General features: G+C 74.4%; 27 protein-coding genes. 7 read left to right on the top strand and 20 right to left on the bottom strand.

Annotation, left to right across the window (positions count from 1 at the left end; translation table 11 throughout):
• Positions 1-6 precede the first annotated feature (6 nt).
• Both NUM_RS23305 and NUM_RS23300 read left to right on the top strand, forming a co-directional pair.
• Positions 7-1,566: a sensor histidine kinase gene (locus NUM_RS23305; protein ID WP_207127044.1), complete on the top strand. Its 1,560-nt coding sequence runs from the start codon at positions 7-9 to the stop codon at positions 1,564-1,566.
• A complete protein-coding gene (locus NUM_RS23300) occupies positions 1,563-2,216 on the top strand; it encodes a response regulator (protein ID WP_207127043.1) in 654 nt (217 codons plus the stop codon). The genes NUM_RS23305 and NUM_RS23300 overlap by 4 nt, the downstream gene beginning before the upstream one ends.
• A gap of 94 nt (positions 2,217-2,310) precedes the next feature.
• Here NUM_RS23300 and NUM_RS23295 read toward each other — a convergent pair whose 3' ends face one another.
• From NUM_RS23295 to NUM_RS37970, 7 genes are all read right to left on the bottom strand, one after another.
• The gene (locus tag NUM_RS23295) at positions 2,311-2,820 is read right to left on the bottom strand and encodes an O-acetyl-ADP-ribose deacetylase (protein ID WP_207127042.1); all 510 of its coding nucleotides are present in this window, start codon (positions 2,818-2,820) and stop codon (positions 2,311-2,313) included.
• Between the two features lie 7 nt (positions 2,821-2,827).
• Complete coding sequence (locus NUM_RS23290) at positions 2,828-5,086, bottom strand: endonuclease/exonuclease/phosphatase family protein (RefSeq protein WP_207127041.1); 2,259 nt, start codon at positions 5,084-5,086, stop codon at positions 2,828-2,830.
• Positions 5,087-5,217: 131 nt separating this feature from the next.
• Positions 5,218-5,994, bottom strand: coding sequence for an EI24 domain-containing protein (locus NUM_RS23285; protein WP_207127040.1), 777 nt, complete (start codon positions 5,992-5,994; stop codon positions 5,218-5,220).
• Positions 5,995-5,999: 5 nt separating this feature from the next.
• Complete coding sequence (locus NUM_RS23280) at positions 6,000-6,809, bottom strand: alpha/beta fold hydrolase (protein ID WP_225918791.1); 810 nt, start codon at positions 6,807-6,809, stop codon at positions 6,000-6,002.
• The gene (locus NUM_RS23275) at positions 6,806-7,135 is read right to left on the bottom strand and encodes a DUF2516 family protein (RefSeq protein WP_225918790.1); all 330 of its coding nucleotides are present in this window, start codon (positions 7,133-7,135) and stop codon (positions 6,806-6,808) included. The genes NUM_RS23280 and NUM_RS23275 overlap by 4 nt, the downstream gene beginning before the upstream one ends.
• 230 nt (positions 7,136-7,365) lie before the next feature.
• Positions 7,366-7,875 (bottom strand): hypothetical protein, encoded by a 510-nt coding sequence (locus tag NUM_RS23270; RefSeq protein WP_207127039.1) that lies wholly within the window; start codon positions 7,873-7,875, stop codon positions 7,366-7,368.
• A 21-nt stretch (positions 7,876-7,896) separates the two neighbouring features.
• Entirely contained in the window at positions 7,897-8,790 is an 894-nt protein-coding gene (locus NUM_RS37970; RefSeq protein ID WP_207127038.1) for a helix-turn-helix domain-containing protein, read from the bottom strand.
• Between the two features lie 175 nt (positions 8,791-8,965).
• On the opposite strand from NUM_RS37970, the gene NUM_RS23260 reads away from it, so the two are divergent.
• Entirely contained in the window at positions 8,966-9,754 is a 789-nt protein-coding gene (locus tag NUM_RS23260; RefSeq protein ID WP_207127037.1) for an SDR family oxidoreductase, read from the top strand.
• 108 nt (positions 9,755-9,862) lie between these two features.
• Here the strand turns inward: NUM_RS23260 and NUM_RS23255 are convergent, their stop codons facing one another.
• From NUM_RS23255 to NUM_RS23240, 4 genes are all read right to left on the bottom strand, one after another.
• Complete coding sequence (locus NUM_RS23255; RefSeq protein ID WP_207127036.1) at positions 9,863-10,696, bottom strand: beta-keto acid cleavage family enzyme; 834 nt, start codon at positions 10,694-10,696, stop codon at positions 9,863-9,865.
• Positions 10,697-10,891: 195 nt separating this feature from the next.
• Positions 10,892-11,968 (bottom strand): CAF17-like 4Fe-4S cluster assembly/insertion protein YgfZ, encoded by a 1,077-nt coding sequence (gene ygfZ, locus NUM_RS23250; RefSeq protein WP_440588075.1) that lies wholly within the window; start codon positions 11,966-11,968, stop codon positions 10,892-10,894.
• Positions 11,969-12,112: 144 nt separating this feature from the next.
• A complete protein-coding gene (locus NUM_RS23245; RefSeq protein WP_207127034.1) occupies positions 12,113-12,547 on the bottom strand; it encodes a Fur family transcriptional regulator in 435 nt (144 codons plus the stop codon).
• 35 nt (positions 12,548-12,582) lie between these two features.
• The gene (locus NUM_RS23240; RefSeq protein ID WP_207127033.1) at positions 12,583-13,656 is read right to left on the bottom strand and encodes a family 43 glycosylhydrolase; all 1,074 of its coding nucleotides are present in this window, start codon (positions 13,654-13,656) and stop codon (positions 12,583-12,585) included.
• Positions 13,657-13,889: 233 nt separating this feature from the next.
• Between NUM_RS23240 and NUM_RS23235 the strand changes: the two genes are divergently transcribed.
• On the top strand, positions 13,890-14,729 hold the full coding sequence (locus NUM_RS23235; RefSeq protein ID WP_207127032.1) for an aminotransferase class IV: 840 nt from the start codon (positions 13,890-13,892) through the stop codon (positions 14,727-14,729).
• A gap of 3 nt (positions 14,730-14,732) precedes the next feature.
• On the opposite strand, the gene NUM_RS23230 is transcribed toward NUM_RS23235, so the two are convergent.
• The 3 genes from NUM_RS23230 to NUM_RS23225 form a co-directional block, all read right to left on the bottom strand.
• Positions 14,733-15,308, bottom strand: a complete 576-nt coding sequence (locus tag NUM_RS23230; RefSeq protein WP_207127057.1) for a heme-binding beta-barrel domain-containing protein — start codon at positions 15,306-15,308, stop codon at positions 14,733-14,735.
• Between the two features lie 95 nt (positions 15,309-15,403).
• Positions 15,404-15,502: a small membrane protein MtfM gene (gene mtfM, locus NUM_RS37840; RefSeq protein ID WP_308440586.1), complete on the bottom strand. Its 99-nt coding sequence runs from the start codon at positions 15,500-15,502 to the stop codon at positions 15,404-15,406.
• 91 nt (positions 15,503-15,593) lie between these two features.
• Complete coding sequence (locus NUM_RS23225) at positions 15,594-16,385, bottom strand: hypothetical protein (protein WP_207127031.1); 792 nt, start codon at positions 16,383-16,385, stop codon at positions 15,594-15,596.
• Positions 16,386-16,555: 170 nt separating this feature from the next.
• Between NUM_RS23225 and NUM_RS23220 the strand changes: the two genes are divergently transcribed.
• Positions 16,556-18,139 carry a Na+/H+ antiporter gene (locus NUM_RS23220; RefSeq protein WP_207127030.1) on the top strand — a complete coding sequence of 528 codons (1,584 nt, stop codon included), beginning with the start codon at positions 16,556-16,558 and terminating at the stop codon, positions 18,137-18,139.
• Between the two features lie 90 nt (positions 18,140-18,229).
• On the opposite strand, the gene NUM_RS23215 is transcribed toward NUM_RS23220, so the two are convergent.
• From NUM_RS23215 to NUM_RS23205, 3 genes are read right to left on the bottom strand one after another with little or no spacing between them, the layout of a single operon-like run.
• Positions 18,230-18,538 (bottom strand): DUF1416 domain-containing protein, encoded by a 309-nt coding sequence (locus NUM_RS23215; protein WP_225918789.1) that lies wholly within the window; start codon positions 18,536-18,538, stop codon positions 18,230-18,232.
• A gap of 2 nt (positions 18,539-18,540) precedes the next feature.
• Complete coding sequence (locus NUM_RS23210) at positions 18,541-19,395, bottom strand: sulfurtransferase (protein ID WP_207127028.1); 855 nt, start codon at positions 19,393-19,395, stop codon at positions 18,541-18,543.
• A gap of 32 nt (positions 19,396-19,427) precedes the next feature.
• Positions 19,428-19,886 (bottom strand): DUF4395 domain-containing protein, encoded by a 459-nt coding sequence (locus NUM_RS23205; RefSeq protein WP_207127056.1) that lies wholly within the window; start codon positions 19,884-19,886, stop codon positions 19,428-19,430.
• A 490-nt stretch (positions 19,887-20,376) separates the two neighbouring features.
• Between NUM_RS23205 and NUM_RS23200 the strand changes: the two genes are divergently transcribed.
• Positions 20,377-20,586: a hypothetical protein gene (locus tag NUM_RS23200; RefSeq protein WP_207127027.1), complete on the top strand. Its 210-nt coding sequence runs from the start codon at positions 20,377-20,379 to the stop codon at positions 20,584-20,586.
• Positions 20,586-20,882 carry a hypothetical protein gene (locus NUM_RS23195; protein WP_207127026.1) on the top strand — a complete coding sequence of 99 codons (297 nt, stop codon included), beginning with the start codon at positions 20,586-20,588 and terminating at the stop codon, positions 20,880-20,882. Before NUM_RS23200 ends, NUM_RS23195 begins: the two co-directional genes overlap by 1 nt.
• Positions 20,883-20,937: 55 nt before the next feature.
• Here the strand turns inward: NUM_RS23195 and NUM_RS23190 are convergent, their stop codons facing one another.
• The 3 genes from NUM_RS23190 to NUM_RS23180 all read right to left on the bottom strand — a co-directional run bounded on the left by NUM_RS23190 (position 20,938) and on the right by NUM_RS23180 (position 24,355).
• Positions 20,938-21,411: a TlpA family protein disulfide reductase gene (locus NUM_RS23190; RefSeq protein ID WP_225918788.1), complete on the bottom strand. Its 474-nt coding sequence runs from the start codon at positions 21,409-21,411 to the stop codon at positions 20,938-20,940.
• Positions 21,412-21,593: 182 nt separating this feature from the next.
• Positions 21,594-22,376 carry an LmeA family phospholipid-binding protein gene (locus NUM_RS23185; protein WP_207127025.1) on the bottom strand — a complete coding sequence of 261 codons (783 nt, stop codon included), beginning with the start codon at positions 22,374-22,376 and terminating at the stop codon, positions 21,594-21,596.
• 155 nt (positions 22,377-22,531) lie between these two features.
• On the bottom strand, positions 22,532-24,355 hold the full coding sequence (locus NUM_RS23180) for a hypothetical protein (protein WP_207127024.1): 1,824 nt from the start codon (positions 24,353-24,355) through the stop codon (positions 22,532-22,534).
• Positions 24,356-24,638: the final 283 nt, after the last annotated feature.

The raw sequence follows: 24,638 nt of genomic DNA, 5'->3' as shown, positions 1-24,638 counted from the left end.
GGCCCGATGCAGGACCGGACGCAGGTCACCAAGAGGCCGCCGCTCGCACACGGGGTGGGGAAACGCTCCCTGACCGCCTGGTGGCGGGGTGCGCTGCTGTGGCTCGCCCTGATGATCGCCGGAGCGCTGGTCGGGTTGGGCCGCGGTGACCATGCACCGACCGGCTGGGAGTTGGCGGCGGTCGCCGCCGTCGTCGCGGTCGCGGTGGCGATGGCGCGCCGGCTGCCGGCGGTGCCGCCGGTGCTGGCGCTGGCCGCCGCGCTGCTGGACCGGCCCGAGCTGTTCGACGCGGTCGCGCTGCCGGCGCTGTGCGTGTTCGGTTACCTCGCCGGCTGGCGGCTGTCCCGCACCGCCGCCGGCCTGGGCCTGGCCGCGGCGCTGGTCGCTGCCGCGGCCGTGGTCGCGCAGTTGAGCTCGGCCGAACCGTGGGCCTGGTTCAACCCGGTGCTGACGATGCTGCTCGGCGTCGTCCTGCCGTGGCTGCTGGGGGTGTTCCGCACCCGGCACGACCGGCTCGTCGCCGCGGACCGGGCGCGGGAGCAGGGGCTGGTCGCCCGGGAGGCGCGCCGCCGGGAACGTGCCCGGATCGCCCGGGAGATGCACGACTCGCTCGGCCACGAGCTGAGCCTGCTCGCGGTCCGGGCCGGGGCGCTGGAGCTGGCCGCCGACCTGGCCGCGCCGCACCGCCGCGCGGTCGGCGAGCTGCGGGCCGCCGCCGGGGCCGCGACCGGCCGGTTGCACGAGATCATCGACCTGCTCCGGGACGACGAGCTCGACCACACCGGCGCGGCCGACCCCGGCACCGACCCGGTCGAGCTGCTCGACCGGGCCCGGGACGCCGGCCTGGCGGTCACGGTCGAGGGCGATCCGACCCTCGCCGGCGGGCCACTGGCGCAGGTGCTGCGCGAGGCGTTGACCAACGCGGCCAAGCATGCACCGGGCGCCGAGGTCACGGTTCGAACCGAGCTCGACGACCAGCAGGTCGCGCTGCGGGTGACCAACCCGGTGCCGCCGGGCACCGAGGCAGCGACCGGCGGCCGGCGCGGCCTGGCCGACGCCACGGAGCGACTGCGCGCGCTCGACGGCACGCTCACCGCCACCTCCCGGTCCGGCCGCTTCACCCTGACCGCCACGGCCCCCGTCACCCACCTGGCACCGGACGGCGGGCTGCCGGCGCACCCGACCGGGCCGGGCCGGCCGCCCGCCGCTGCGCGGGCCCGGGCGGTCCGGGCGGTGCTCGCACCCGTGGGGATCACCGCGGCGCTGGTCGCGCTGCTCGCCGGCGGCGTCCTCGGGTGGTACGTGGTGGCGGCGGCGCGTGCCACCCTGCCCCCGGAACGGTACGAGCAGTTGCACGTCGGCGCGCGCCAGCCGGCCGTGGAACGGCTGCTGCCGGCCGGGCAGGCACCGGACCGGCCGGCCAGCGCCGACTCGCCGAGCGCCGACTGCCGCTACTACCGGTCCGCCGCGGCGCCGTTCGCCGACTACGACCTGTACCGGATCTGTTTCGCCGCCGGCCGGCTCACCGCCAAGGACAGGTTGCCGCAGGCGGAGCGGGCGGCATGATCCGGGTGCTACTCGCCGACGACGAGACGATGATGCGCGCCGGCATCGGCGCGATCCTGGCGACCGACGGCGACATCGAGGTCGTCGCGGAGGCCGCCGACGGTGCGGCCGCGGTGGATCTCGCCCGGCGGTACCGACCGGACGTCGCGCTGCTCGACATCCGGATGCCGGTCCTGGACGGGATCGCCGCTGCGGCGGCGATCCGGCGCGAGAACACGGCCGGTGCGGTGGCGATGCTGACCACGTTCGGCGAGGACGACTACATCGTGCGGGCGCTGGCGGAGGGCGCGAACGGCTTCCTGCTCAAGTCCGGTGACCCGCGCGAGTTGCTGGCCGGCGTGCGCGCCGTCGCCGCTGGCGGGGCGTACCTGTCGCCGCCGGTCACGCGGCGGGTGATCGGCCGGCTCGGCCGCGACCACCTGGCGCGGACGGCGACGGCGAAGGAGCGGGTCGCCGGCCTGACCGGGCGAGAGCGCGACGTGCTGCGGCTGCTGGGCGACGGCCTGTCCAACGCCCAGATCGGTCGCCGGCTCGGTCTGGTGGAGGGCACGGTGAAGGCGCACGTCAGCGCGATCCTGCTGCGGCTGGACGCCCGCAACCGGGTGCAGGCCGCGATCGTCGCCCACGAGGCCGGCCTGCTCGCCGAGTGACCAGCCCGGAGCGACCACCCCGGGGCCAACCCACACGACCGGGTCAGGCGCGGCTCCGGTAGCGGCGCGGCCGGGGACGCCGGCCGTCGCGCCGCTACCGGGCGAGGAGTTGTTGGGCGAGGGCGCGTTTCGGTTCGTCGAACAGTACGAGGGTGGCGCGTTCGACCGCGGTTTCGGTGTCGCGCAGGGTGTTCAGCGCCTGCCGGATAGCATCCTCGGCCGGCCAGCCGTACACGCCGGCGGACACCAGCGGGAACGCGACGGTCGCCGCACCGAGCTCGTCGGCGACCCGCAGCGAGTTGCGGTAGCAGTCGCGTAGCAGCGGCGACCGGTCGGTGCCGGTCGAGTAGACCGGGCCGACGGTGTGGATCACCCAGCGCGCCGGCAGCCGACCGGCGGTGGTGGCGACCGCCTGCCCGGTGGGCAGGCCCTTGCCGTAGTGCGAGTCGCGCAGCGCACGGCACTCGGCGAGGATCTCCGGCCCGCCGCGGCGGTGGATCGCGCCGTCCACGCCACCGCCGCCGAGCAGCGACGAGTTGGCCGCGTTGACGATCGCGTCGACCTGCTGCTCGGTGATGTCGCCCCGGATCGCGTCGATCTGCATCACCGCATCATCCCAGCCGTACCGTGGTGGCCAGCGGGAAGTGATCCGACGCGGTGCTGTGCACGATCCGGAAGTCGTTGAACGACACGTCGTCGGAGCCGAAGATCCAGTCCGGCCGGTACTTCGGGGTGTCGGTCGGCGAGGTCAGCTCGCCGGCGTGGCCGGTCGAGTCCTGCGCGCTGACCAGCCCGGCCCGGTCGAACTTCGCGATCTCCGGCCAGCCCGGCATCGAGTTGAAGTCGCCGGCGACGACCACCGGTGCGTGCCCGGCGCAGTGGCCGAGCAGCGTGTCGATCTCGGCGTCGCGGGTGGCGTGGTGCTCGGTGATGTTCTGCAGGTGCGCGGTACACACGGTCAGGCCGTGGCCGCCGGGCAGCTGCACCGTGGCCCGCGCGTACGAGCGGCGCTGCGGGCCCTGGCCGTACGGCAGCGGGCCGGTGCGCACCTGCGACATCGGCAGGCTGGACATGATCACGTTACCGAACTGGCCGTCCGCCGCCGGCGACCACACGTACGGCATGCCGAGGGCGCGGGACAGCCACTCGGCGAGGTCGGTACCGCCGCCGATCGGCCAACCGCGGTTCACCTCCTGCAGCACGATCACGTCCGGATGCTGGCTGCGCAGGGTGGCGGCGATCGCGGCCGGATCGACCGCGGCGTCGTCGTTGACGCCGTAGTGCAGGTTCCAGGTGACCAGCCGGACCGAGTCCGCGGTGGCGCTCGGGTGCGCCGGCGCCGGGGTGGTCAGCAGCAGCACGACGGGCACGATCAGCAGGACCGCCGGTACCCCGGCGAGCGGCGCGAGCAGTCCGCCGCGCCGGTCCGGCGACGCCGGTTCGGTGTCCACTGTGGACCGGTAGCCGAGCACCGCCGGCAGCGCGACGAGCACCGCGCCGGCAAGCGGCAGGAACCGGTTGTCGAACGGCAACGGCAGGTCGTAGCTCGCCTGGTACAGCAGGACGACGAGGACGAAGCCCAGACCGGCGCCGAGACCCGCTGCCGCGAAGCCGAGCGCCGGCGTGCGGCGGCGCACCGGCGATGTCGGCGGTACGGACGACCGCGGCCGGGGCCGCATCCCGCCACCGGGCACCCCGACCCGCCGCCCGCTGGACGACCCGCCCGACCCGGAGTCGGCACGCCGCCCGCCGGGCGACCCGCCCGACCCCGGCTCGGCACGCCGGCCGCCGGACGACCCGTCGGGCTCCGCCTCGGTCCGGGGGCCGGTGGATCGCTCGATCCGAACGGAGGTCCGGGCCGCGCTGCCGGTTGACGCCGGCCGTACCGTCGAGCCCGGGCGGTGCGTCTCGGTCGCCGCGCGGGCGTCGTCGTCCTCGACCGGTGCCCCGACCGGCCGGTACGCGGCGGGCAGCCGCGCGAGCAGCAGGGCGGCGGCGACCTGCCCGACCAGTACCGCGATCAGGGCCGGCACCCCGGGCAGGTAGAGCGCGGCGGCGACCGCGCCGAGCAGGACCAGGCCGACGATCCACAGGTACCGGCCGGGCAGCCGCCGGTCCCGGCCGATCGCCTCGATCGCCAGCAGCACGCCGAACAGCAGCAGTACCGTCGCCCACGGCGCGCCGAGGCCGCCCTGCGAGGCCACGAACGCCGGGCTGCCGAGGATCAGCACGTACAGGGCCAGGTACGGGCCGAGCACGGCGAACGAGCGCACCTCGCCGGCCGCCGGCGCGAACGTGCGCGCGGTGCGGGCCAGCAGCACGACCAGCAGCGCGCAGACGACCACCGTGTACAGCCAGGGCAGCAGGCCGGGCCGCCAGGCCGGGTCCCAGCTGCCGAACGCGGACCGTACCGCGACGTCGAGCGCACCGCCGAGCACGATGCCGAGCGCGAACCCGCGCCGGCCGATCCGTACCACCTGCGCGGACACCAGCACCAGCGCGCCGAGACCGACCACCGTGGTGGCCAGCGCGGTACCGAAGCCGGGCGTCGGCACCGCCTGCTCCAGCAGCCGCAACCCCACCAGCAGCAGGACCGCCGCCGAGGTGGCGCGCCGTGCCCCGAGCCAGCCGACCAGCGGCCCGACCAGTACCGGGATCAGGTAGACCAGCAGCGCGACCAGCGCCGCGACCGCGACCCCGCCGGCACCCGCGACGTGGTCCAGCGGCGGGCCGCTGGTGCGCAGCCCTTCCACCGCGAACACGGTGACCACGGCCAGCAGGGCGACCAGCGGCGCCCGCCCCGCCGCGGCCGAACCGCCGGACTCGGCCGCGGCCGCGGGCCCCGGTGACGTCGACGCCGGCACATCCATGGCGGGCACACTAGCGCCTCCCCGGAACCCGCCGTGCCCTGCGTCACCGACCGACCAACCGGGCGTACCGGACGGTGACCGGCTCGGTCAGCGGGATACCGGTGCGAGGCGGCGAACCGTGACCGGCCAGGTCAGCTGGGGACGGGTGCCGGGCGGCGAACCGTGGTCGGGTCGCCGAGCGTGTGCCGGGCGAGCAGGGTGGCGCCGGCGACCGCGGCCGGGGTACCGATCAGCGCCCCGAACGGCACCAGGAACAGCAGGAACACCGCGACCCCGAACCCGAGCGCCCGCGGCCGATACCGGCGCAGCACCCGGCGGCGTTCGGCCAGCCGCAGGCCGCGCCGCTCGTACGGCACGCCGGTCAGCTCCAGCGCCAGATACCAGCCGCCGATCAGCGCACCGAGCACCGGCACCACGGTCTGCCCGACCGCCGGCAGGAAACCGGCGGCGAACAGCAGCACACCGGTCACCGCCGAGGCGACCAGCATCCGCAGCGCGTCCCGCACCGTCCGGCCGGCCGAGCGCCACCACGACACCTCGACCTCGTCCGGCAGCCCGCCGCACTGCCGCTCGGTGTGCCGCGAGATCGCCTCGTAGCAGGGATCGCCGATGGCCAGTGCCAGCGTCGTGAACAGCAGCGCCGCCACCACCAGACCGGCACCGGCGAGCGCGACCCCGGCGACCACGTGCGCCGTGGTCCGCCAGCCGGACGACCAGCCGTCGGCGAACGGGGTCACCAGCTCGACCTCGTCGCCGAGGAACACCACCAGGAACGTGTACCCGGTGGCCAGCACGACGAACGCGAGCAGCGCCGGCAGCGCGCCCAACAGCAGCAGCCGCGGCGAGCGGAAGACCACCCCGATGCCCCGGCCGAGCAGGCCGACCCCGGTCACGAACTCGCGCAGCATCCGGATCACCCGTTCAGGAACGCGCTGATCCGGCCGCGCAGGTCGGCCCGGTGGTGCCACAGCACGCCGGGCTCCGGGTACCGGTGCAGGGTGGCGTGCGGCAGCGCGGCGGCGAGCCGGTCGCCCACCTCGGCCGGGTGCGCCGGGTCACCGACGCACGACAGTACGAGGGACGGCGCGGTCACCGCGGTCAACGCGGCGAGGCCACCGGACGAACGGGGCAGCGCCACCGCGTCGGCGAGCCCGGCGAGGCTGGCCCCCAACCCGGGCCCCAGCAGCGCGGCGACCCGCTGCCGGACGAACGTCCGGGCGGTCGCGCCGTCCCGCAGCTCGGCCGGTACGTCACCCTCGATCAGCTCGGCGGCGAGCTTCTCGTCGCCGGTGGCCGCCGCGGTCGCCAGCCCGACGATGCGTTCCCGGGCGGCTCCGTCGCGCGGCGTGTCCAGCACCGCCGGCAGGAAGAACACCAGCCGCTCGAACCGGTCCGGCTGCTCGGCGAGCAGCCGGCACAGCGCGCCGGCGCCGAGGCTGACCCCGAGCGCGCGGGTGGCGCCGACCTCGTCGGCCACCGCGAGCAGGTCCGCGGCCAGGTCCCCGTACGTCCACGGGCCGGGCACCGCCGTCGACCCGCCGTGCCCGCGCTGGTGGTAGAAGACCTTGGTGCCGTCGACCGCGCTGCCCAGCGGGCGGGTGTCCGGGATGCCGCCGGCCAGCCCGTGCGCGAAGACCGTCACCGGCGTACCGGACCCGACCGCAAGGTAGTCCAGGTGTGCCCCGTGCGCGGTGTGCAGCGTGCCGGCGATCCGGCCGGTCACCACAGCCCGCCGCTGTGCAGGTCGCGCAGACCCGGCTTGACGTCCAGCAGGTAGACCGAGGCGGCGACCAGGCCGACCAGCCCGATCAGGCCGAGCGGACTGGCCCCGAGCAGCAGCGTCAGCAGCGTCGACCCGCCGATCAGCAGCAGCCACACCGGCTTGCTCAGCGTCCCGACCGCGCGGAACGCGTCGGACCGCTGGATCGCGCAGTGCACCAGCGCGACCAGCTCCAGCACCAGGGTGAACACGGTCAACAGCAGCGCGATGTAGTACTCCACCACCACGGCGAAGTTGGCGAGCGTCGGCACCGGGAACTGGAACATCATGCGACGAGCCTAGCGCCGGTGCGCCCCCGGCACCGCCTCGAACTCCCGGGGCCGGTACCCCACCGGTCCGTACGTCGGAGTACGGCGAGGAGCGTGGCAGCCGGGCACGGCGAGGGCGTGGCGGCCGGCGGTGTGCCGGTGCCACGCCCTGTGGCGGTGTCGGGGTCCGGATGCGCCACTCGTGCATCCGGGGCCGGATCGCCGAAGTGCGCCACCCGCCCACCGGACCGTTACTTGTCGGCGCTCTTCCGGACTGCCGGACGGGTCGCCTTCTTCGCCATCTTCTTCTTCGGCGCGGGCGCCGACTCCGGCGCCGGCGCGGAGCGCTCGGAGATCTCGCCGGGCTCGTCGGCGCTGGCGTCGGAGTCCAGCAGGGTGCTGCCCCGGGCCACCAGGTCCTGGTACGCCTCGGCCGCCCGGACCTGCGCGGTCACCAGCCGGCGGCCCGCTTCGTCGGCCAGCTCGCCGGCCCGGCGGCGAGCGTCGGCGCGCAGCTGGGTGCGGTCGGTCGCGGCGATGTCCTGCACCCGGTGCCGCCAGTTGGCGAGCCCGGCGCCGACCTTGCCGCCCAGGTCGGCCAGGTCGGCCTGGGCCTTCTCCCGGCCACCGGAGAACTCCTCGCGGGCCCACGACTGCAGGCCGGACACCCGGTCGGGCAGCTCGCGCAGCTTCTCCGCGGCGAGATCACCGAACCCGGCCGCCGCGTACAGCGGGCCGGGGTACTTCTGCTTGTCTGCCATTTCTCCACCCCTCGACTGTGGTCACTGGTCATCCGGTCGGCCGCGCCCCCGCTTGCCGACCGCGGATCGAACTGCCTTGCCGGCCGCGGTGTCCGCGGCCCGTTGTGCCGCGCCGGCCGCGGTGTCCGCGGCCCGTTGCGCCGCCTTGCCGGCCGAACGCTGGGCGGCCTTCGCCGCCGGGCTGCCGGCGGCCCGGGCAGCACCGTCGGCGGCCCGTTGCGCGGCCTTGCTCGCCGCCCGCCGGGCCGCGCTGGCCGCGGTGCGCGCCATCGGCACCGCGGTCGCCCGCCCTGCGTCGATCGGATCGGCCGCCGGCGCGGTCCTGCGGCTGGCCGCCCCGGCGGTCGTGCCACCTGCTCCCGCCTCGGCGGTCACGCCAGCTGCCGTCACGGACGTGCCGACGGCTGGTGCCTCGGCGGCCGGGGCCGGTTTCGCACCGGCCCCGGCCGCCGCACCCACCCCCGGGTCGTGCGGCTCTGGTGTCGTACCGACCTCGGACGGCTCGGCGTCGGACGCCTCGCCCCCGGACGGTTCGGCGTCGGCTGCGCCGCCGTCGGGCGACGCCGCGTCGGCCTTCGCGTACCGCAGGTTCTCCCGGCGGAACGCCTCGTAGATCTCGGCCAGGGACTGCTTCTGCCGAGCCGTGAGCACCTCGTCGGCGGCGATCGCGGTCAGCACACCCTGGCCGTCGGAGTGTTCGAGCAGGCCGGCGCGCAGGTACATCACCGGGGTCGAGACGCGCAGCGCGTTCGCGATCTGCTGCAGCACCTCGGCGCTCGGCTTGCGCAGGCCCCGCTCGATCTGGCTGAGGTACGGATTGCTGACGCCGGTCTGCTTCGCGAGCTGCCGCAGCGAGATCTGCGCGCTGCGCCGCTGCTCGCGAATGAAGTCGCCGACGTCCCGCAGTCCAGCCATGCCAACGACGGTAGCGCGCAGTGCTAACTCCTGCAAGCACCATGCTTGCAGGAGCGGTGCGCGCCGACCTCGACAGCGGTTTCACCTGCGGAAACAGGTGCAGAAGTGATCTGCGTCCTGCTAGCGGGACGGTATTGCGTTGCCGCCGGCGGAGCAGCCCGCGAGACTGCGCGACATGTTCGCATCCAGCACCCGCCGGGCCGCCCTGGTCACCGGAGTCAGCCGTACCAACGGGATCGCCGCCGCGGTGGCGCACCGACTCGCCGTCGACGGGTACGACCTGTTCCTGTCCGGGCTGCCCGCCTACGACGCCGCGGAGTACGGCACCGAGGATCACACCGCGGAGGTGGTCGCGGCGCTGCGCGAGACCGGCGCCGCGGTCGAGTACCGGGCCGGGGACTTCGCCGATCCGGCCGAACCCGGGGCGCTCGTCGACGCGGCGCTGCAGCGGTACGGACGGATCGACGCGCTCGCCGCCGTGCACGCGTACTCGACCCAGACGCCGCTCGCCGAGATCACCGCGGAGGAGATCGACCGGCACCTGAGCGTCAACGCGCGCGGCTCGCTGCTGCTGGTCAAGCACTTCGCCGCCGCGTACGGGCAGGAAGCGGAGCTGGGCGGGCCGGGCGGCCGGGTGGTGCTGTTCACCAGCGGCCAGCGGCTCGGCCCGATGCCGAACGAGCTCGCCTACATCGCCAGCAAGGGCGCGATCGAGGCGCTCACCCTGTCGCTGTCCGCGTCGGTCGCCGGGCAGGGCATCACCGTCAACGCGGTCAACCCCGGCCCGTGCGACACCGGATACGCGACCGGCGAGGCGTACGAGCGGGTCGCCGCGGCGTTCCCGACCGGCCGCTGGGGTACCCCGGCCGATGTCGCGCCGGTGGTCGGCTGGCTCTGCTCCGCCGAGGCGGGCTGGGTCACCGGCCAGATCATCAACGTCGAGGGCGGCTTCCACCGCGGCTGACCGCCCGTCCGCCACCTGCCGCGCCGAGCACGCCGGCGCAGCAGGTGGCGCCGAGCGCTCGGGGCGGAGCCGGCGCGCCCGCTCGGACGGTCGGCCCCCGCGGCGAGGTCAGTCGCGGATGTGCAGCAGGGCCCGGGCCTCGTCGACCGGCATCGGCGGGCGCTGGGCCAGCCGGGCCAGGCCGGCGGCCCGCGCCACCAGCTGCATGTTGCTCTCCACCGGCTGCCGCCGCGCGTACGTCAGGGTGTCCTCCATGCCGACCCGCAGGTGGCCGCCGGCGGCGAGCGAGGTGAGCAGCACCGGCAGGGTGGTCCGGCCGATACCGGTGGCGGCGAACGTGGTGCCCGCCGGCAGCAGCGTGCGCACCTCGTTCGCCGCGGCGACCAGGGTCTGCGCGCTGCCCGACATGCCGCCCGGCACGCCCATCACGAAGTCGACGTGCACGTGCCCGCCGTACGGCAGGCCGTGCTTGTCGAGCAGCCGGGCCAGCGACGCCAGGTGCCCCAGGTCGAAGATCTCGTACTCGGGGACGATCTTCGCGTCGCGCAGCCGGGTGTGCAGCTCGACGATGAACTCCCAGCGGTTCGAGAACACGTCGTCACCGAAGTTGACCGTACCCATGGTGCAGGAGGCCATGTCCGGCTCGGCCGCGAGCACCCGCAGCCGGTCGGACTCCGGGTCGGTCACCGCGCCGCCGGACGACAGCTGCACGATCAGGTTCGTCTCGGCGCGCAGCGCCGCCACGGTGTCCTTCAGCCGGCCCAGGTCCAGCGTCGGCTCGGCGTCCGCGCCGCGGATGTGCACGTGCACCACGCTCGCGCCGAGCGCCTCGCACTCCTTCGCCGTGGAGACCAGCTCCGCCAGCGTCACCGGCAGCGCCGGTACCTCGGACTTCTTCGACTCGGCGCCGGTCGGCGCCACCGTGATCAACGTGCCACCCATACCCGCGATCCTGCCAGACCTGTCCGGGTCGCTGCGCCGGCCCGATCTCTGCTCTGACGGTGATGTGAGGTCACCGAAGCGAGCCGAGTCCGATTCGTTCGCTGGCAAGGCGGAGGAGGCGCCGTGTGCGAATGCACACAAGCCGACGACAACGCCGCCAGCGGGCGAATCGGGCCGGCGCAGCGACCCTGACGGCTACAGGTCGGGGTCGATGGCGGCGTTGGCGTCACCGACCCGCAGCGTGGCGTCGGCGGGGACGTTCTGCTTGACCAGGGCCAGGGTGACGGGGCCGAACTCGTAATGGCGGGCGGCGCTGCCGACGACGCCGACCTGCCGGTCGTCCCGCAGCACCGGGGTACCGGGGGCGGGCAGCTGCTCGCCGATCCCGTCCAGGTGCAGCAGCACCGTACGGCGGGGCGGGCGGCCGAGGTTGTGCACCCGCGCCACCGTCTCCTGACCGCGGTAGCACCCCTTGTCCAGGTGTACCGCCGAGGCGAGCAGGCCGCCCTCGGCCGGGATGGTGCGGTGGTCGGTGTCCAGGCCGAACCGGGGCCGGCGGGCGGCGACCCGCAACGCCTCGTACGCCCAGCCGCCGGCGACCGGGACGGCCAGCCGCTCGGGCAGCTCGGCCAGCGCCGGACGGGGCAGCACCAGGTCGATGACCGCGGCGTCGCCGAAGTCCGGCATCCGCCGGGCGAACCCGCCGCCGGGCAGCGCGACCACCGGGTACGCCGAGGTCGGCACCGGCGGCACCGCGCCGGTGGCGAACTGCGCGGGCGGGACCGCGGCGACCCGGGCCGGGCCCAGCTCGGGCACACCGAGCCGGGCCAGTGCCGCCGGCGCGTCCGGGCCGACCAGGCTGACCACCGCGTACCCGGCGGTGACGTCGGTCGGCTCGACCCGCAGCAGGAACCGCATCGAGGTGAGGAAGTCCAGCAGCGCGCCGGCCGCGCCGGGCTCGGTGTCCAGCCAGACCGCCTGGTCGAACTCGGCGAGTACCGCGTGGTGCTCGATGTGCCCGTGCGGGGACAGCAGCAGCAGCTCGCTGCCGGTCGGGGCGCTGACCCGCTCCAGGTGCTGGCTGCCCAGGGTGTGCAGCCAGCTGAGCCGGTCGGCGCCGGGCACCTGGAGGACGCCGCGGTTGCTCCGGTCGACCAGCCCGACCGTCTCGGCCAGGGTGCGCTGTTCGCGCATCGGGTCGCCGTAGTGGGCGGCGATGCCGGCGTCCGGGCCGGCCGGGTCGGCGGCCACCGCGCCGGGCAGCCGCAGCAGCGGCGAGGCGGTGTCGGTCGGTGCGTTCATCGGGCTGCCTGCCTTCCTCGGCCGGGCCGCGAAGGGGGTGCCTTCCCGGCCGGACCTCGTGCTCGGATCGGATGCGCCGCCGCTACGGCCTGGGCATCCGCGGTTGCCGGCGGGTCACGACGGCTGTTCGGCGCAGTCGGCACAGGTGCCGAACAGCGCCATGTGCCCGATGTCGAGCCGGAACCCGCGTTCGGCGAGGAGTTGCTCGGCGAGCGGGCCCATCAGCGACAGCGGCGCCTCGTCGATCGCACCGCACCGGTGGCAGACCAGGTGCAGGTGCGACCGCTCGCCCGGCACGTGGTACGTGGGTGCGCCGTGCGACAGGTGGGTGTGCGTGACGAGCCCGAGCCCTTCGAGCAGCTCCAGGGTGCGGTAGATGGTGGTGATGTTGACGCCCGCCGCCGTCGCGCAGACCGCCTGGTGCACCTGCTCCGGGGTGGCGTGGCCGAGCCGCTGCACCGCCTCCAGCACGAGCTGCCGCTGGGCGGTGAGCCGAAGACCCCGGGCGCGCAGCACATCGGCGAGCGACGGAGCGGTGTCAGCAGCCATGTGATCGATGATAGGCACGCGACCCGGCAGGTCGCTCAGGCCGGATCGAGCATCGAGTACACCTCCGGGGTCCCGTCGGACCAGGTGACGGTGCCGACGTACAGCATGAAACTGGACGATGCGTCCGGATAGCGGCCGGAAAAGAAGATGCGCCAGGAATCTTCCGGCAGGCCGGGGACGACCTGCGCATCACCGGTCGCGCAGGTGTTCGTACCGGTCGGGAACGACAGCCGCTGGCCGGTGGCCGGCCAGCTCCAGAGGTGCGTCGACTGGCGCCACTCGGTGTGGTAGTTGCACGTGGTGTAGCCGCCGACCGAGGTGAACAGCGTGAACGTGGCACCCCGCTGTACCAGGACGGGGTTCTCCTCGATCGGGTTGTCGGTGCGTTCGGTGAGCTGGTGGCTGTCGCCGAGCACGGCGGTGGCGTAGCTCGCGATGTTGACCCGCACCATCCGGATCGTCGAGTGGTAGTGCTTGTGGCCGGACGAGTCGACGTACGCCACGTGCTGGGTCTTGTACAGCAGGTACAGCCGCTGCTGCCCGTCGATCGTGACGTAGCTGGCGGTCGAGTCGATGGTGGAGTCGGCCTGGACCGTGCCCGGCTCGGGGTCGGCCGCGCCGTACCCGGCGATGCAGGAGATCGGCGCGTCCCGGGGGACGAACGGGCCGGTCGGGCTGGTCGAGACGCCGGTGCCGATGCAGCGCTTGGACGTCTGCCCGGCGATCACCGCCGCGTAGAAGACGACGTACCTGGTGCCGTCGCTGCCGTCGATGCGGACCTCCGACGGCGCCCAGATGCTGTGGTCGCCGCTCGACGCCCAGCCCGGCCGCCGGGTCAGCAGCGCGTTCCCGACCCGGCTCCACGGCCCGTTGGCGGCCGGCGCGGTCGAGATGGTGTTGGTCGTGCTCCAGGACCCGGTCCCCATCACGACCCACCTGCCGCCGGCGTGGAGAACGCCCGGATCGGCGATCGGGTACGACGCCACCGGCGGGCGGTAGCCGGCCGCGGCCGCGGGCGGGGCGGTCAGTACCAGCGGGGCTCCGGCAACGGCGGCGACCACCGCCGCGCCGACGGTCCGGCGCAGGATCCCTCGGACGCGGAAACTCATTGCCACCTCCATGCAGAACCCAGAAGGTATCTGACAAGCGTTCGATCATACGCAGATCGGGACGCTGCGGTCGATACCTCCACCGGCGTACTGCCGGCAATCCACCGATCGGCGACGGAGGACGGAAATACCCCATTGAGAACACGGAGGGTGATCAATTGTGGCGTTCGAGGCCGGTAAAACGGCGGGTACCGTCGCGCAGAGTGCTACCCGTACCGGATAGGGTCGGTGACGTGGAACGAGTCGTCGCGGTCCTGGGCCGCGGAGTCATACCTGCGACCACCCCGATCCTCCGCGCCGACGACCTCGGCGCGGTGCGTGGTGACGGCGTGTTCGAGACCATGCACGTACGGTCCGGTCGCCCCTGGCTCTTCGACGAACACCTGGACCGGCTGGCCCGTTCGGCCGCCCGGCTCGATCTCGACCTCCCGCCCCGCGCCGACCTGGTCGGCCTCGCCGAGACCCTCTGCGCGCAGTGGCCGGCCGACACCGAGGGCGCGCTGAAGCTGATCTGCACCCGCGGCCCCGAGGACGGCGACGGCCTCACCTGCTACGGCACCCTGACCGCGGTGCCGGACAGCACCCGCGCGGTGCGCCGCGACGGGCTGCGGCTCGGCACCCTCAACCTCGGTTTCGCGGCCGACGCCCGGTCCGCGGCGCCGTGGCTGCTCGGCGGCGCGAAGACCCTGTCGTACGCGATGAACATGGCCTGCCAGCGCTGGGCCACGGCGGCCGGGCTGGACGACGTGCTGTGGGTGTCGTCCGACGGCTACCTGCTGGAGGCGCCGACCTCGACGCTGGTCTGGCTGGAGCACCGCACGCTCTACACCGTGCCGCAGGCGACCGGCATCCTGTCCGGCACCACCGCACGCTGGCTGCTCGACCACGTCGACGCGCTCGGCTGGCACGCCGGCGAGCGGATGGTCCGGCAGGACGAGCTGGAGCGCGCCACCGGCGTCTGGCTGACCTCCAGCGTCCGCGGCATCGTCGCGGTCCGCGAGCTCGACGGCGTCAAGCTCGCCGACCCCGCGCACACCGACACCCTCCGCGACCTGCTGGGGTTCGAAGCCTGAGGATCAGCCCGCCACGCGTTCCAGCCGGGCGGACAGGTGCGGGCTGGACTCCTGGCCCATCGCCGTCATGTCGTACGCGTAGAGCAGGGCACCCTCGACGATCCCGTACAGCCGGTGGCCGGCCGAGACGTCCTTGGCCGAGCCGGAGCGCAGCACCGCGTCGGTGCCCAGCTCGACCTGGGTGCCGGTCATCCGGCCCAGGTAGAGCTCCATGATGCCGGTCGGGTGGGCCAGTTCGACCTCGATCTCGTCGCCGTCCCGGGCGCCGTTCGGGCCGACCTGCGGTCGCCACCAGCCGACCTCGCGGGCCGCCGGCCGGATCGGCTGGCGCGCAGCGTCCACCAGCCAGGACCGCGACTCGTAGTAGAGGAACGGCCGGCCGTCGTGGCTGAACCGGATCTCCTGGGCGAAGTCGAAGTCCTCGATCGTCGGGTAGCCGCCCTTGCCCCAGCCGCGCCACACCCCGACGTACGGCAGCAGCCCGAGCAACGAGGGATGCAGGTCCGGGCCGACCCGCAGGTCGTGCGTCTCCTCGTACGGGTAGGCCGGCGCGGTCTGGCTCGGGAAGCCCGGCGGCAGCCCCGGCTTGGCGCCGGCCCCGTCACCCTGCGCCGCACCGCCCCGCCCGGCGTCAGCCGGCCCGGCGGCGGCCTGGTCCGCGTTGCCGTCCTCGCTCACCGCGTCCTCCCGATCCGTACCGCGAGATATCCGAACGTGCCGGCGAGCACGCCGAACAGCACCACCAACAGGCTGACGAATCCCAGCTCGACCACGGTGCGTGAGTCTACGGGGCGAGGCAGTCGCCCGCTCGGCCGTGTCGGGTCCGGCCGCCGGCCGCGTCCGCGGGCCGGGCGGCGGGCAGGGTCAGCGGCACGGTGTGGTGGCCGTGACCGTGAGCCGGTCGCCGTCCGCGGTCACCACCAGGCCGCGGCCGTGGTCGAGGTACACGTACCGCGCGTCGTCGTGCGTGATCAGCCGGCCGGGCTGCGGATGGGCGTCCAGGACGCGGCCGGGCGAGGGAAGCGGCGACGATGCGGTGCCGGTCGCCGTGACGGTGCCGGCACCGCAGCCGAGCTCGGTGCGCTGCCAGCTCTTCGGCGTCGCGTCGAACAGCCCGAACACCCGCTTCGCCGGGCCCCGTTCCGGGTCGGACGCGGTGGCCAGGAAGGCCGGGTACGGGTTGCCGGTGGTGGGCCGGCAACCGGTGTCGACGGTGGCGATCAGGTGGCCCGGGTCCTTCTCGGCGGCGCGCACGGTCAGCTTCAGGAACGGCGAAGGGTGCGCGACGGTCATCCGGCCGCCACCGGTGAACGACAGCTCCGACTTCGCCTGGTACCGGGCCGGCAGCCGGTCGGTGAGCCCGGCGAGCCGGGCGGTCGGGCCGTACACGTCGACGACCTGCGACCACTCGACGCCGCGCCGCGCCGCGGTCAGCGAACACGTGCCGACCTGCCGGTACGGGCCGACCGCGGTCACCGTGTCCGGCCCGGCGGCGGACAGCACCGCGGCCAGCGCCGCCTGCACCGACGGGCGGGCCGCGGCCGGGCTCTGCTGCTGCTTGACGGTGGGCCGGCTGGCCGCCACGAACGCGAGTGCGACCAGCACCACGGCCCACACCGCGACCGTCGCCCACAGCCATCGCGCCCGCCTCGTCACGCGACCATGGTGGCAGCCGCCCGCTCGGGCCCGTCGGGCGGGGAACCGCCGGCGATCCGCCCGGGACGGCCGGCCGGAGCCGTTAGGGTCGCTGGCATGACGGGGGACACGACGCCGGCCGGCGGGACTGCGCTGCCCGGCCCGGTGGCCACCCCGGGCGGGGGCGGGCGATGAGCCAGCTCGCGGTCGTGTTCCTGCTGGCCATCGCGACGATCCTGATCACGCCGCTGGCCGAGCGGCTGAAGCTGCCGTACCCGGTGCTGATCACCGTGTTCGGCCTGATCCTCGCGGTCATCCCGAACTCGATCGTGCCGGCGCTGAAGCTCGAACCGGATCTGATCCTGCCGCTGGTGCTGCCGCCGCTGCTGTACGCGGCGACCCAGCGCAGCTCGTGGCGCAGCTTCGTGGCGAACGCGCGGCCGATCCTGCTGCTCGCGGTGGCCCTGGTCTTCGTCAGTACCGCCGCGGTCGCCGCGGTCGCGTCGGCGCTGATGCCCGGACTGCCGCTGGCCGGCGCGATCGCGTTGGGGGCGATCGTCGCGGCGCCGGATGCGGCGGCCGCGACCTCGGTGGCGAACCGGCTCAACCTGCCCCGCCGGCTGGTCGCGCTGATCGAGGGCGAGGGGCTGTTCAACGACGTCACCGCGCTCACCCTGTACCAGGTGGCGGTGGCGGGGGTCGTCACCGGCTCGTTCTCCGCGCTGCGGGTCGGCGGCCTGTTCGTCTACTCCGCGGTCGCCGCCACGGTGATCGGGCTGCTCGTCGGCGTGCTCAGCCGGTACCTGCTGCGGTGGTTGCCGACCGGGACGTTGCAGAGCGGGCTGTCGCTGCTGGTGCCGTTCGTGTCGTACGTGGCGGCCGACCGGCTGGAGGCGTCCGGGGTGCTGGCGGTGCTCGCCACCGGCTTCTACCTGGGGCACTTCGCGGCCGATCCGGACGACGCCGAGGGGCGGCTGCAGAGCCGGTCGTTCTGGGAGGTCGTGGAGCTGCTGGTGACCGGGTTCGCGTTCGGGGTGGTGGGCCTGGAGCTGACCCAGGTGCTGCCGCAGCTGCGGCACCACCTGCTGCATCCGCTGATCGACGCCGGGATCGTGTGCGTGGTCGTGATCGGGGTACGGATCGGCTGGATGCTGTTCGCCGGCCTGCTGTCGCACACCCGGCGGCGGATCCGGACCTACGCCGGCGCCGAGCCGAGCGGGGTGCGCAGCTGGCGGGAGAGTGCCGTACTGGCCTGGGCCGGGATGCGCGGCGTGGTCACCGTGGCGACCGCGCTGGCGTTGCCGCTGGACTTCCCGCAGCGGGCGAACATCCTGCTGATCGCGTTCGCGGTGATCCTGGTGACGCTGGTGCTGCAGGGCTTGACGCTGCCCACGCTGGTCCGGGTGCTGGGCGTGCAGGCCAGCAGCGAGAAGCAGCGCAAGGCGGAGCTGGCGATCACCGGCGCCGCGGCCAAGGCGGCGCTGACCCGGCTGCAGGAACTGACCGACTCCGGCGACGTGCCGCCGGAGCTGTACGACCGGCTGCAGTCCTGGTACCAGGCGGTGTTGAACCGGATGCGCAGCGGCGAGGACCGGGACGACGACCCGGAGCTGGCCCGCCGGCTGGCGATGCGGCACGAGCTGGTCGGGCTGGAGGCGGAGCTGCTGTCCGCGGCCCGCCGCGCGGTGCTGGCGGCCCGCCAGCAGGGCGCCGACCCGGAGGCCGCCGACCACGTTCTGCGCCGCCTCGACCTGCGCGCCATCCAGCGCACCTGACCGCGACGGCCGCCGCGCGCCGGGCCGCCGCGACGACGCACGTGGCCCCGGGGAAGCTGGTTCCCCGGGGCCACGGCCGTGGCTGGAAGGTCAGCGGGTGACGGCGACCTCGACCTCGTTGAGGCCGCGGTCGGCGGTCACCGGCACGTCGCCGTTGCCGGCCCGGGACAGCGCCCGTACGGTCCAGGCGCCGGGCGCGGCGAAGAACCGGAACGCACCGTCGTCGGACGCCACGACCTCCGCGGTGAACTCGCCGGTGCCGTCCAGCAGTCGCACGTACGCGCCGGACACCGTGGCGCCGTCGGCGGTGACGGTGCCGGCGATGACGGTCTCCTTGGTCAGGTCGACGCTCGCCGGCAGCGTTGCCGTCTGGTCGGGTGCACCGCAACTACTGGTCACGGTCACGCCTCCTTGCTGCCCGGCTCGTCGCCGAGGGCGACCGGCACGCCGACGAGCGAGCCGTACTCGGTCCACGAGCCGTCGTAGTTCTTCACGTCGGGCTGGCCGAGCAGCTCGTGCAGCGCGAACCAGGTGTGCGACGAGCGCTCCCCGATCCGGCAGTACGCGATGGTCGGCTTGCTGGTGTCGAGCCCGGCCTCGGTGTAGAGGGCACGCAGCTCGTCGTCGGACTTGAAGGTGCCGTCCTCGTTGGCGGCCTTGCTCCACGGCACGTTCGCCGCGGTCGGTACGTGCCCGGCACGCTGCGACTGCTCCTGCGGCAGGTGCGCGGGCGCGAGCAGCCGGCCGGCGTACTCGTCCGGCGAGCGGACGTCGATCAGGTTCTTGACGCCGATGGAGTCGACGACCTCGTCCCGGAACGCGCGGATCGACAGGTCCTGCGGCTTCGCCCGGTAGTTCGTGGCGGCGCGCTGCGGCAGCTCGGTGGACAGCTGACGGCCGTCCAGCTCCCACTTCTTGCGGCCACCGTCGAGCAGCTTCACGTCACCGTGCCCGTACAGCGCGAAGTACCAGTACGCGTAGGCGGCGAACCAGTTGTTGTTGCCGCCGTACAGCACGACGGTGTCGTCGTTGCCGATGCCCCGGCTGGACAGCAGCTGCTCGAACTGCTGCTGGTTCACGAAGTCGCGGCGTACCGGGTCCTGCAGGTCGGTCTTCCAGTCGAGCTTGATCGCGCCCGGCAGGTGCCCACCGTCGTAGGCGGTGGTGTCCTCGTCGACCTCGACGAAGACGATCCCCGGCTGTCCGAGGTTCTTTTCGGCCCAGTCGGCCGAGACGAGTGCGGTGTCGCGACTCATGATGCGTTCTCCCTAGGTGGTGCGTGCGGCGGTCAGGGTGTCGATGGATGGACACGGGCGGCCAGCGGACGGTGCGTCGCCCGCCGGTACAGCAGGTAGACCTCGCAGCCGAGGCACAACCCGAACGCGGCGTTCAGGAACGCCGCGACCAGCGCCAGGGCGGCGGCGATGACGCCCAGCGCGACGACTCCGGTGCCGAACCCGACGGTGGCGAGCACCCCGAACACCAACCCGACCGCCTGCGCGAACCGCACCGGCGCGACCGGCTCCAGCTCGCTCGGGCGGCCCCGGCGCGGGGCGATCGCGTACCGGTAGACCAGCCCGTACGGCCCGTGCTTCGGCCCGGCGAAGGCACCGATCGCGAACACGACCGTCTGCACGCCGGCCACGATCGCGGCGGCCAGCGGCGAGACGAACGCGAGCACCAGTACGACGACGAACACCACGGTGGTCACCCAGGCGGCGAACCGCGGGCCACGCGGATCGAGCAGTCCGGCGTCCGGGCGTGGCGACGGGGTGGGTGTTGCGGATTCGGAAACGGGTGAAGACGGCACAGCACACCTCCGGCAGACGAGTAAGCGTCTTTGCGGCGACTATGCCGAAATCAGACCCGCGGATCCACTGCGGGTCAACAGATCGGTACCGATGGTTCGCACACCGTGCTCAGGACGGGCGCAACGATCGCCCGGAGGATCTCGGATCGAGCAGCTGCGGGGTGCGCGAAACGGTCGTCGCCGGTCAGGCCGGGCGGCGACAGAGGCAGGTGGCGACGCGGCAGTGGTCGATCGGCCGGCGTCGGGTGAGCAGCATGCTCATGCCGTGACGCTAACACGCCGACCCGTGGTCGCTCACCCTCGAAGTGACCCCGCTCACCGTTCTTCCTCGGTACGGCGCCGATCGGCGGGCAGCGGCAGGACGTACCCGTCCGTACCGGTGACGAGGCTTCCGACCGGTTCGGCCCGGCTCGGTACGCTGCCGGCCATGACCGTCAAACGCACCATCGTGTTCGACGACGAGGCCGACTTCCTGCTCCGCCAGGTGGCCGCCCGGGCCGGCATCTCGGCGTCCGCCTGGCTGTCCGCGGTGACCCGGCGCGAGGCGCTGCGCACCTGCGCCGCACCGCAGCCCGAGGCCGAGCAGCACTGCCGGTACGACGAGCAGGAGTTGCTGGCCGCCGAGGGCGCGGCGTGATGCGCGGCGCCATCTACCGGTACGAGCCGAAGGGGTCACCGCGCCGCCGCGACGTGCTGATCGTGTCCGCCGACGGCATCAACGACTCCACCCGCAGCTGGCTGTACGCGCTGGACGTGCGCGACGGCGACTCCGGCGACCTGCTCACCGTGCGGTTGCCGGACGGCCGCTGGGCGGACGGCTGCTCGCTCACCCGGGTGTACCGGGAGTGGCTGGCCGGGCCGCCGCAGGCACACATCGGCGAGGAGACGCTGCGCGACGTGGAAGCCATGCTCCGCAGCGGCCTGGACCTCTGAGACCGTTGGGGCCGTCGGTCGGGCGAGCCGACCGTGAGGCCCCGAACAGCTCTGCTCAGGAGGACTGGCCGGCGCCGGCGGGCTCGGTGAGCAGCGGGGCGACCGCGGCGATCAGCTGTGGCTTGGTCGGGGCGCCGCTGGCCCGCTGCACGATCTGCCGGCCGGCGCCGATCACGAACAGCGTCGGGGTGCGCAGCACGTTCAGCGCGCGCACCTCGTCGAGGTGGCTCTCCGCGTCGACCTCCAGGTGCACGACGCCGTCGAGCCGCTCGCTCACCTCGGCGCAGATCCGCCGGGTGGCGCGGCACGGCGCGCAGAACGCGGAGGAGAACTGCAGCAGCGTCACCGGCGCGTCGGCCGGCACGCCGAGCCGGGCCAGCACGCCGGCCTCGGCATCCTGTTCCGGCACCGGGCCGCCCCCCTCCACCGCGCGCAACCGACCGTTGCGGCGCTGCCAGAGCAGGCCGACCACCGTCGCGGCGGCCAGCACCACCACCGCGACCACGAGACCCGTCATCCAGCTCGGCACGCTGTCGACCGTATCGCGCGCCGCGCGTACCGGACAGTGCGCCGCCGGCCGGTCGCCGTCTCGCCGGTCACCCGACGAGCGTCGCGTCCCGGCCCGCGGCGGGGCGCCGCTCCCTTCGCGAGCGGGCCCGTTCCGGTGACCCGCTCACTCCACGACCGCCCCGGGCCGCGGCGGCGACCCGGTCACTCCGCGAGCGTGACGTCGTTGGCCGCGGCGGTGACCCGCAGGCCGTCGGACTGCGGGTCGACGTGGGTCAGCTTCAGCCCGTACGGCAGGGTCGGCAGCTTGATCTGCAGGCCGAGCTGCTGGAGCACCCCGTCCAGGACGTTCTTCGCCGCGTCCGGCAGCTTGCTGCCGGTGGTGTGCAGGTCGGCGAAGCTGACCCGCAGGCTCTTGCCGTCGTCGCTGAGCGTCGGCTTGGCGGTACCGGCGAGCTTGAGGTCCTGGCCGAGCACGTTGACGGTCATCCGTACGTCGAGCGTGCCGTTGTCGCCGGACAGCTGCACGTCCTTGACCTGGTCCTGGTCGAGCTGCTCCTTGGCCGCCTGGTTGACGTACCCCCAGCCGACGGTCGCGGTGCCGGAGACGGCGTCGGCGGTGATCGGGCCGTTGCCGTTGAGCACGTCGCTGGTCTTCGCGTGCACGCCGGTGGCGGTGATGTCCAGCTTCGGGATCGCGTAGCTCTGCACCGTCACGTCCCGCATGTGCACCAGGATCTTGTCGTACTTACCCGCCGCGACCTGGGTGAGGAACGGGAAACCGGTGATGTCGGCAGTCGGCGGCACGCCGAGCTTGACGTCCTTGCTCTGCGCCTGGGCGGCGACCTGGTCGGCCAGCTTGTCGTCCGCGACGGAGTGGCCGACGCGGTCGGCGGCGACCAGCAGCAGCACGATCACGATCAGCAGCACGAGCAGGACGATCGGCGCCTTGCGCCGGGTGCGCTTGGGCTTCGCGTACACAACCACGGGCCCAGGTTGCCAGATGACCGCACCACCGCAACGCGCGGCATCCGACAAACCGCGCAGATCGCCTACGAAGTGCCGATAATCTCGTCAGATTTTGCTCTGGCCGGCGGTTCACTCGCCGGCGCTCGACGGCCGGCGGCTCATCCGCCGGCTCTTCACTGCGGTGGCAGCAGCACCAACCAGCCGAGGACGAACGCGACCGGAGCGACGAGCGCCGCGGCCACCGCCGGGCCCAGGACGAACCGGGCCGGCCACCGGTGTGCCGGCTCACCGGACAGCTCCCGGCCGGAGCTGCCGAAGCTGACGCCGACGTCGGCCAGCACCGCGGCCAGCCCCATCAGCAGCCCGGCCACCGCGGCGTGCAGCCCGGGCAGGTCGGCCAGCTGGCCGGCGACGAAACCGACGACGGTACCGGCGACCACCCCGCCGGCGACCACCCCGATCACCCCGCGGGCCACCGGCGCGCTGGCCCGCGGCGCGTGCCAGGCCAGGTCGACCAGCCGGGCCAGGACCACCGCGGCACCGGCGGCGCCCAGCAGCGGTACCACCGCGGACGGCCCCTGGTCGAGCCGCGCCAGCATCACCACCGCCGGCACCGCGACCGTGCAGGTGACCGCGAACATGGTGGACGCCAGCGAGTCGGTGATCCGGGTCCGCCCGCTGCCCCGGGCCAGCTGCCCGGCGGCCGCGGCGAGCAGCCCACCGGCCAGCACGTACCCGAACGGCGCGAGCGAGACGGCCGCGCCGTACTGCGCGAACCAGTCGGCGACGAAGCCGGCGCCGAGCGCGACCACCGCAACCACCACCGGTCCCGGCCGGCGGGTGCCGAACACCCAGCTCAGCACCAGCGCGACCTGCACCAGCGCGCACGCGGCGAGATCCACCGGCGGGCCGAGCCGGCCGGCCGCGATCAATGCCCCGAACACCACCACCGCCAGCACCGCGTTGACCGCCGCGGCGGCCCGGTCCGGCGGTACCGGCTCCGGCGACCCCGGCGCGGCGGCGGCGCCCGCCGGGGTCCGGGCGCCGTACGGGTCGTCGGCCGGTTCCGCTGCCGGCGGCGGGCCGTACGGATCGGCCGCTTGATGTGGGCCGGCTTGGTCCTGGTCGGCTCCGTACCGGTCGGCTCCGTACCGGTCGGCGTCGTACCGGTCGGCGTCGTACGGGTCGGCTCGGTACGGGTCGGTCGGCTGGTACGGATCCGGGCCGGGACGCGGGTCGTACCGGTCCGGCTGCGCACCGGCGCGGTCGGCCGGCACGGCGTACCGGTCGGCGTCGTCAGCGGGCGCGGCAGAGCGGTCGGCCGGATGCGACCCGGCGCCGTACGGCTCGCCCGAGCCGGGCCCGGAGGGCGCCGCGTCGTACCGGTCGGCCGGCGCCTGGTACCGGTCCGGTTCGCCGGACCACCGGTCGTCGTACCGGTCCGCGTCCGGCTCGCCGGCGTAGTGCCCGGGCCCGCCGGCAGCACGGTCCACACCGCCGGCGTAGCGGTCGGATCCGCCGGCGGGGTGGTCGGATCCGCCGGCGTAGCGGTCCGGTCCGGCGGGGTAGCGGTCGGGCTCGTTGGTGTAGCGGGGTGGCGCGGCGCCGGCCGGGTCCGGCTCGTCGCGGTACCGGGGCTGGGCGGCGGTGGCCGGCCCGGCATCGTCGGCGGGTGGGGCGAACCGGTCTCCGCCGGCCGTCGGCCAGCCGTCCCGACCGGACGCCGGCGACTCAGGGTTACCGTCGCGACCCACAGGGTCAGCGTAATGGCCAGGCTGGCGGGGGCCGGGCGGTTCGGGAGCGTACCGGCCGGGCGCCCGCAGGTCGGCGAACGGGTCCGGCTCCGCACCGCGCGGCGAGGCCGGCAGGTCCGGCGGGGTGGCACCGAAGTACGGCACATCCGGGCCGGGCTGGCCGCCGGCGAACCGGCCGGCGCCGGGGTCGGCCGCACCGGGCGCGGCGCCGAACCAGTCGACGGTCGACGTCCCGTCGGCCATCGACGGCGATGGATCCGCCGGCCGGTACCGCGGATCGTCCTCGGCATCCCCGTCGCGAGGGGGGCCGGCGGGCGAGCCGAACCAGTCCGGATCGTACTGGTATCGGCCGGTTCCGTCGCCGGGTGGGCGGGGTGGCGGGTTCGCGGACACGCAGCGATGGTGCCAGAGCACCGCAGCCGGAGGCGAACCTGTGACCGATCACAACCTGCGCCGACCCCGGCCTCCGGTAACCTTTGTCGGCAGAGCAGCCCGTCAGCGCCGTCGGGAGACCCGAGCAGCTCGG

The sequence above is a fragment of the Actinocatenispora comari genome (assembly GCF_017312725.1).
In the GTDB taxonomy this organism is placed as follows: Bacteria; Actinomycetota; Actinomycetes; order Mycobacteriales; family Micromonosporaceae; genus Actinocatenispora; species Actinocatenispora comari.
Note: the sequence above shows the minus strand (reverse complement) of the source record. Positions and strands in the feature narration are given on the sequence as shown.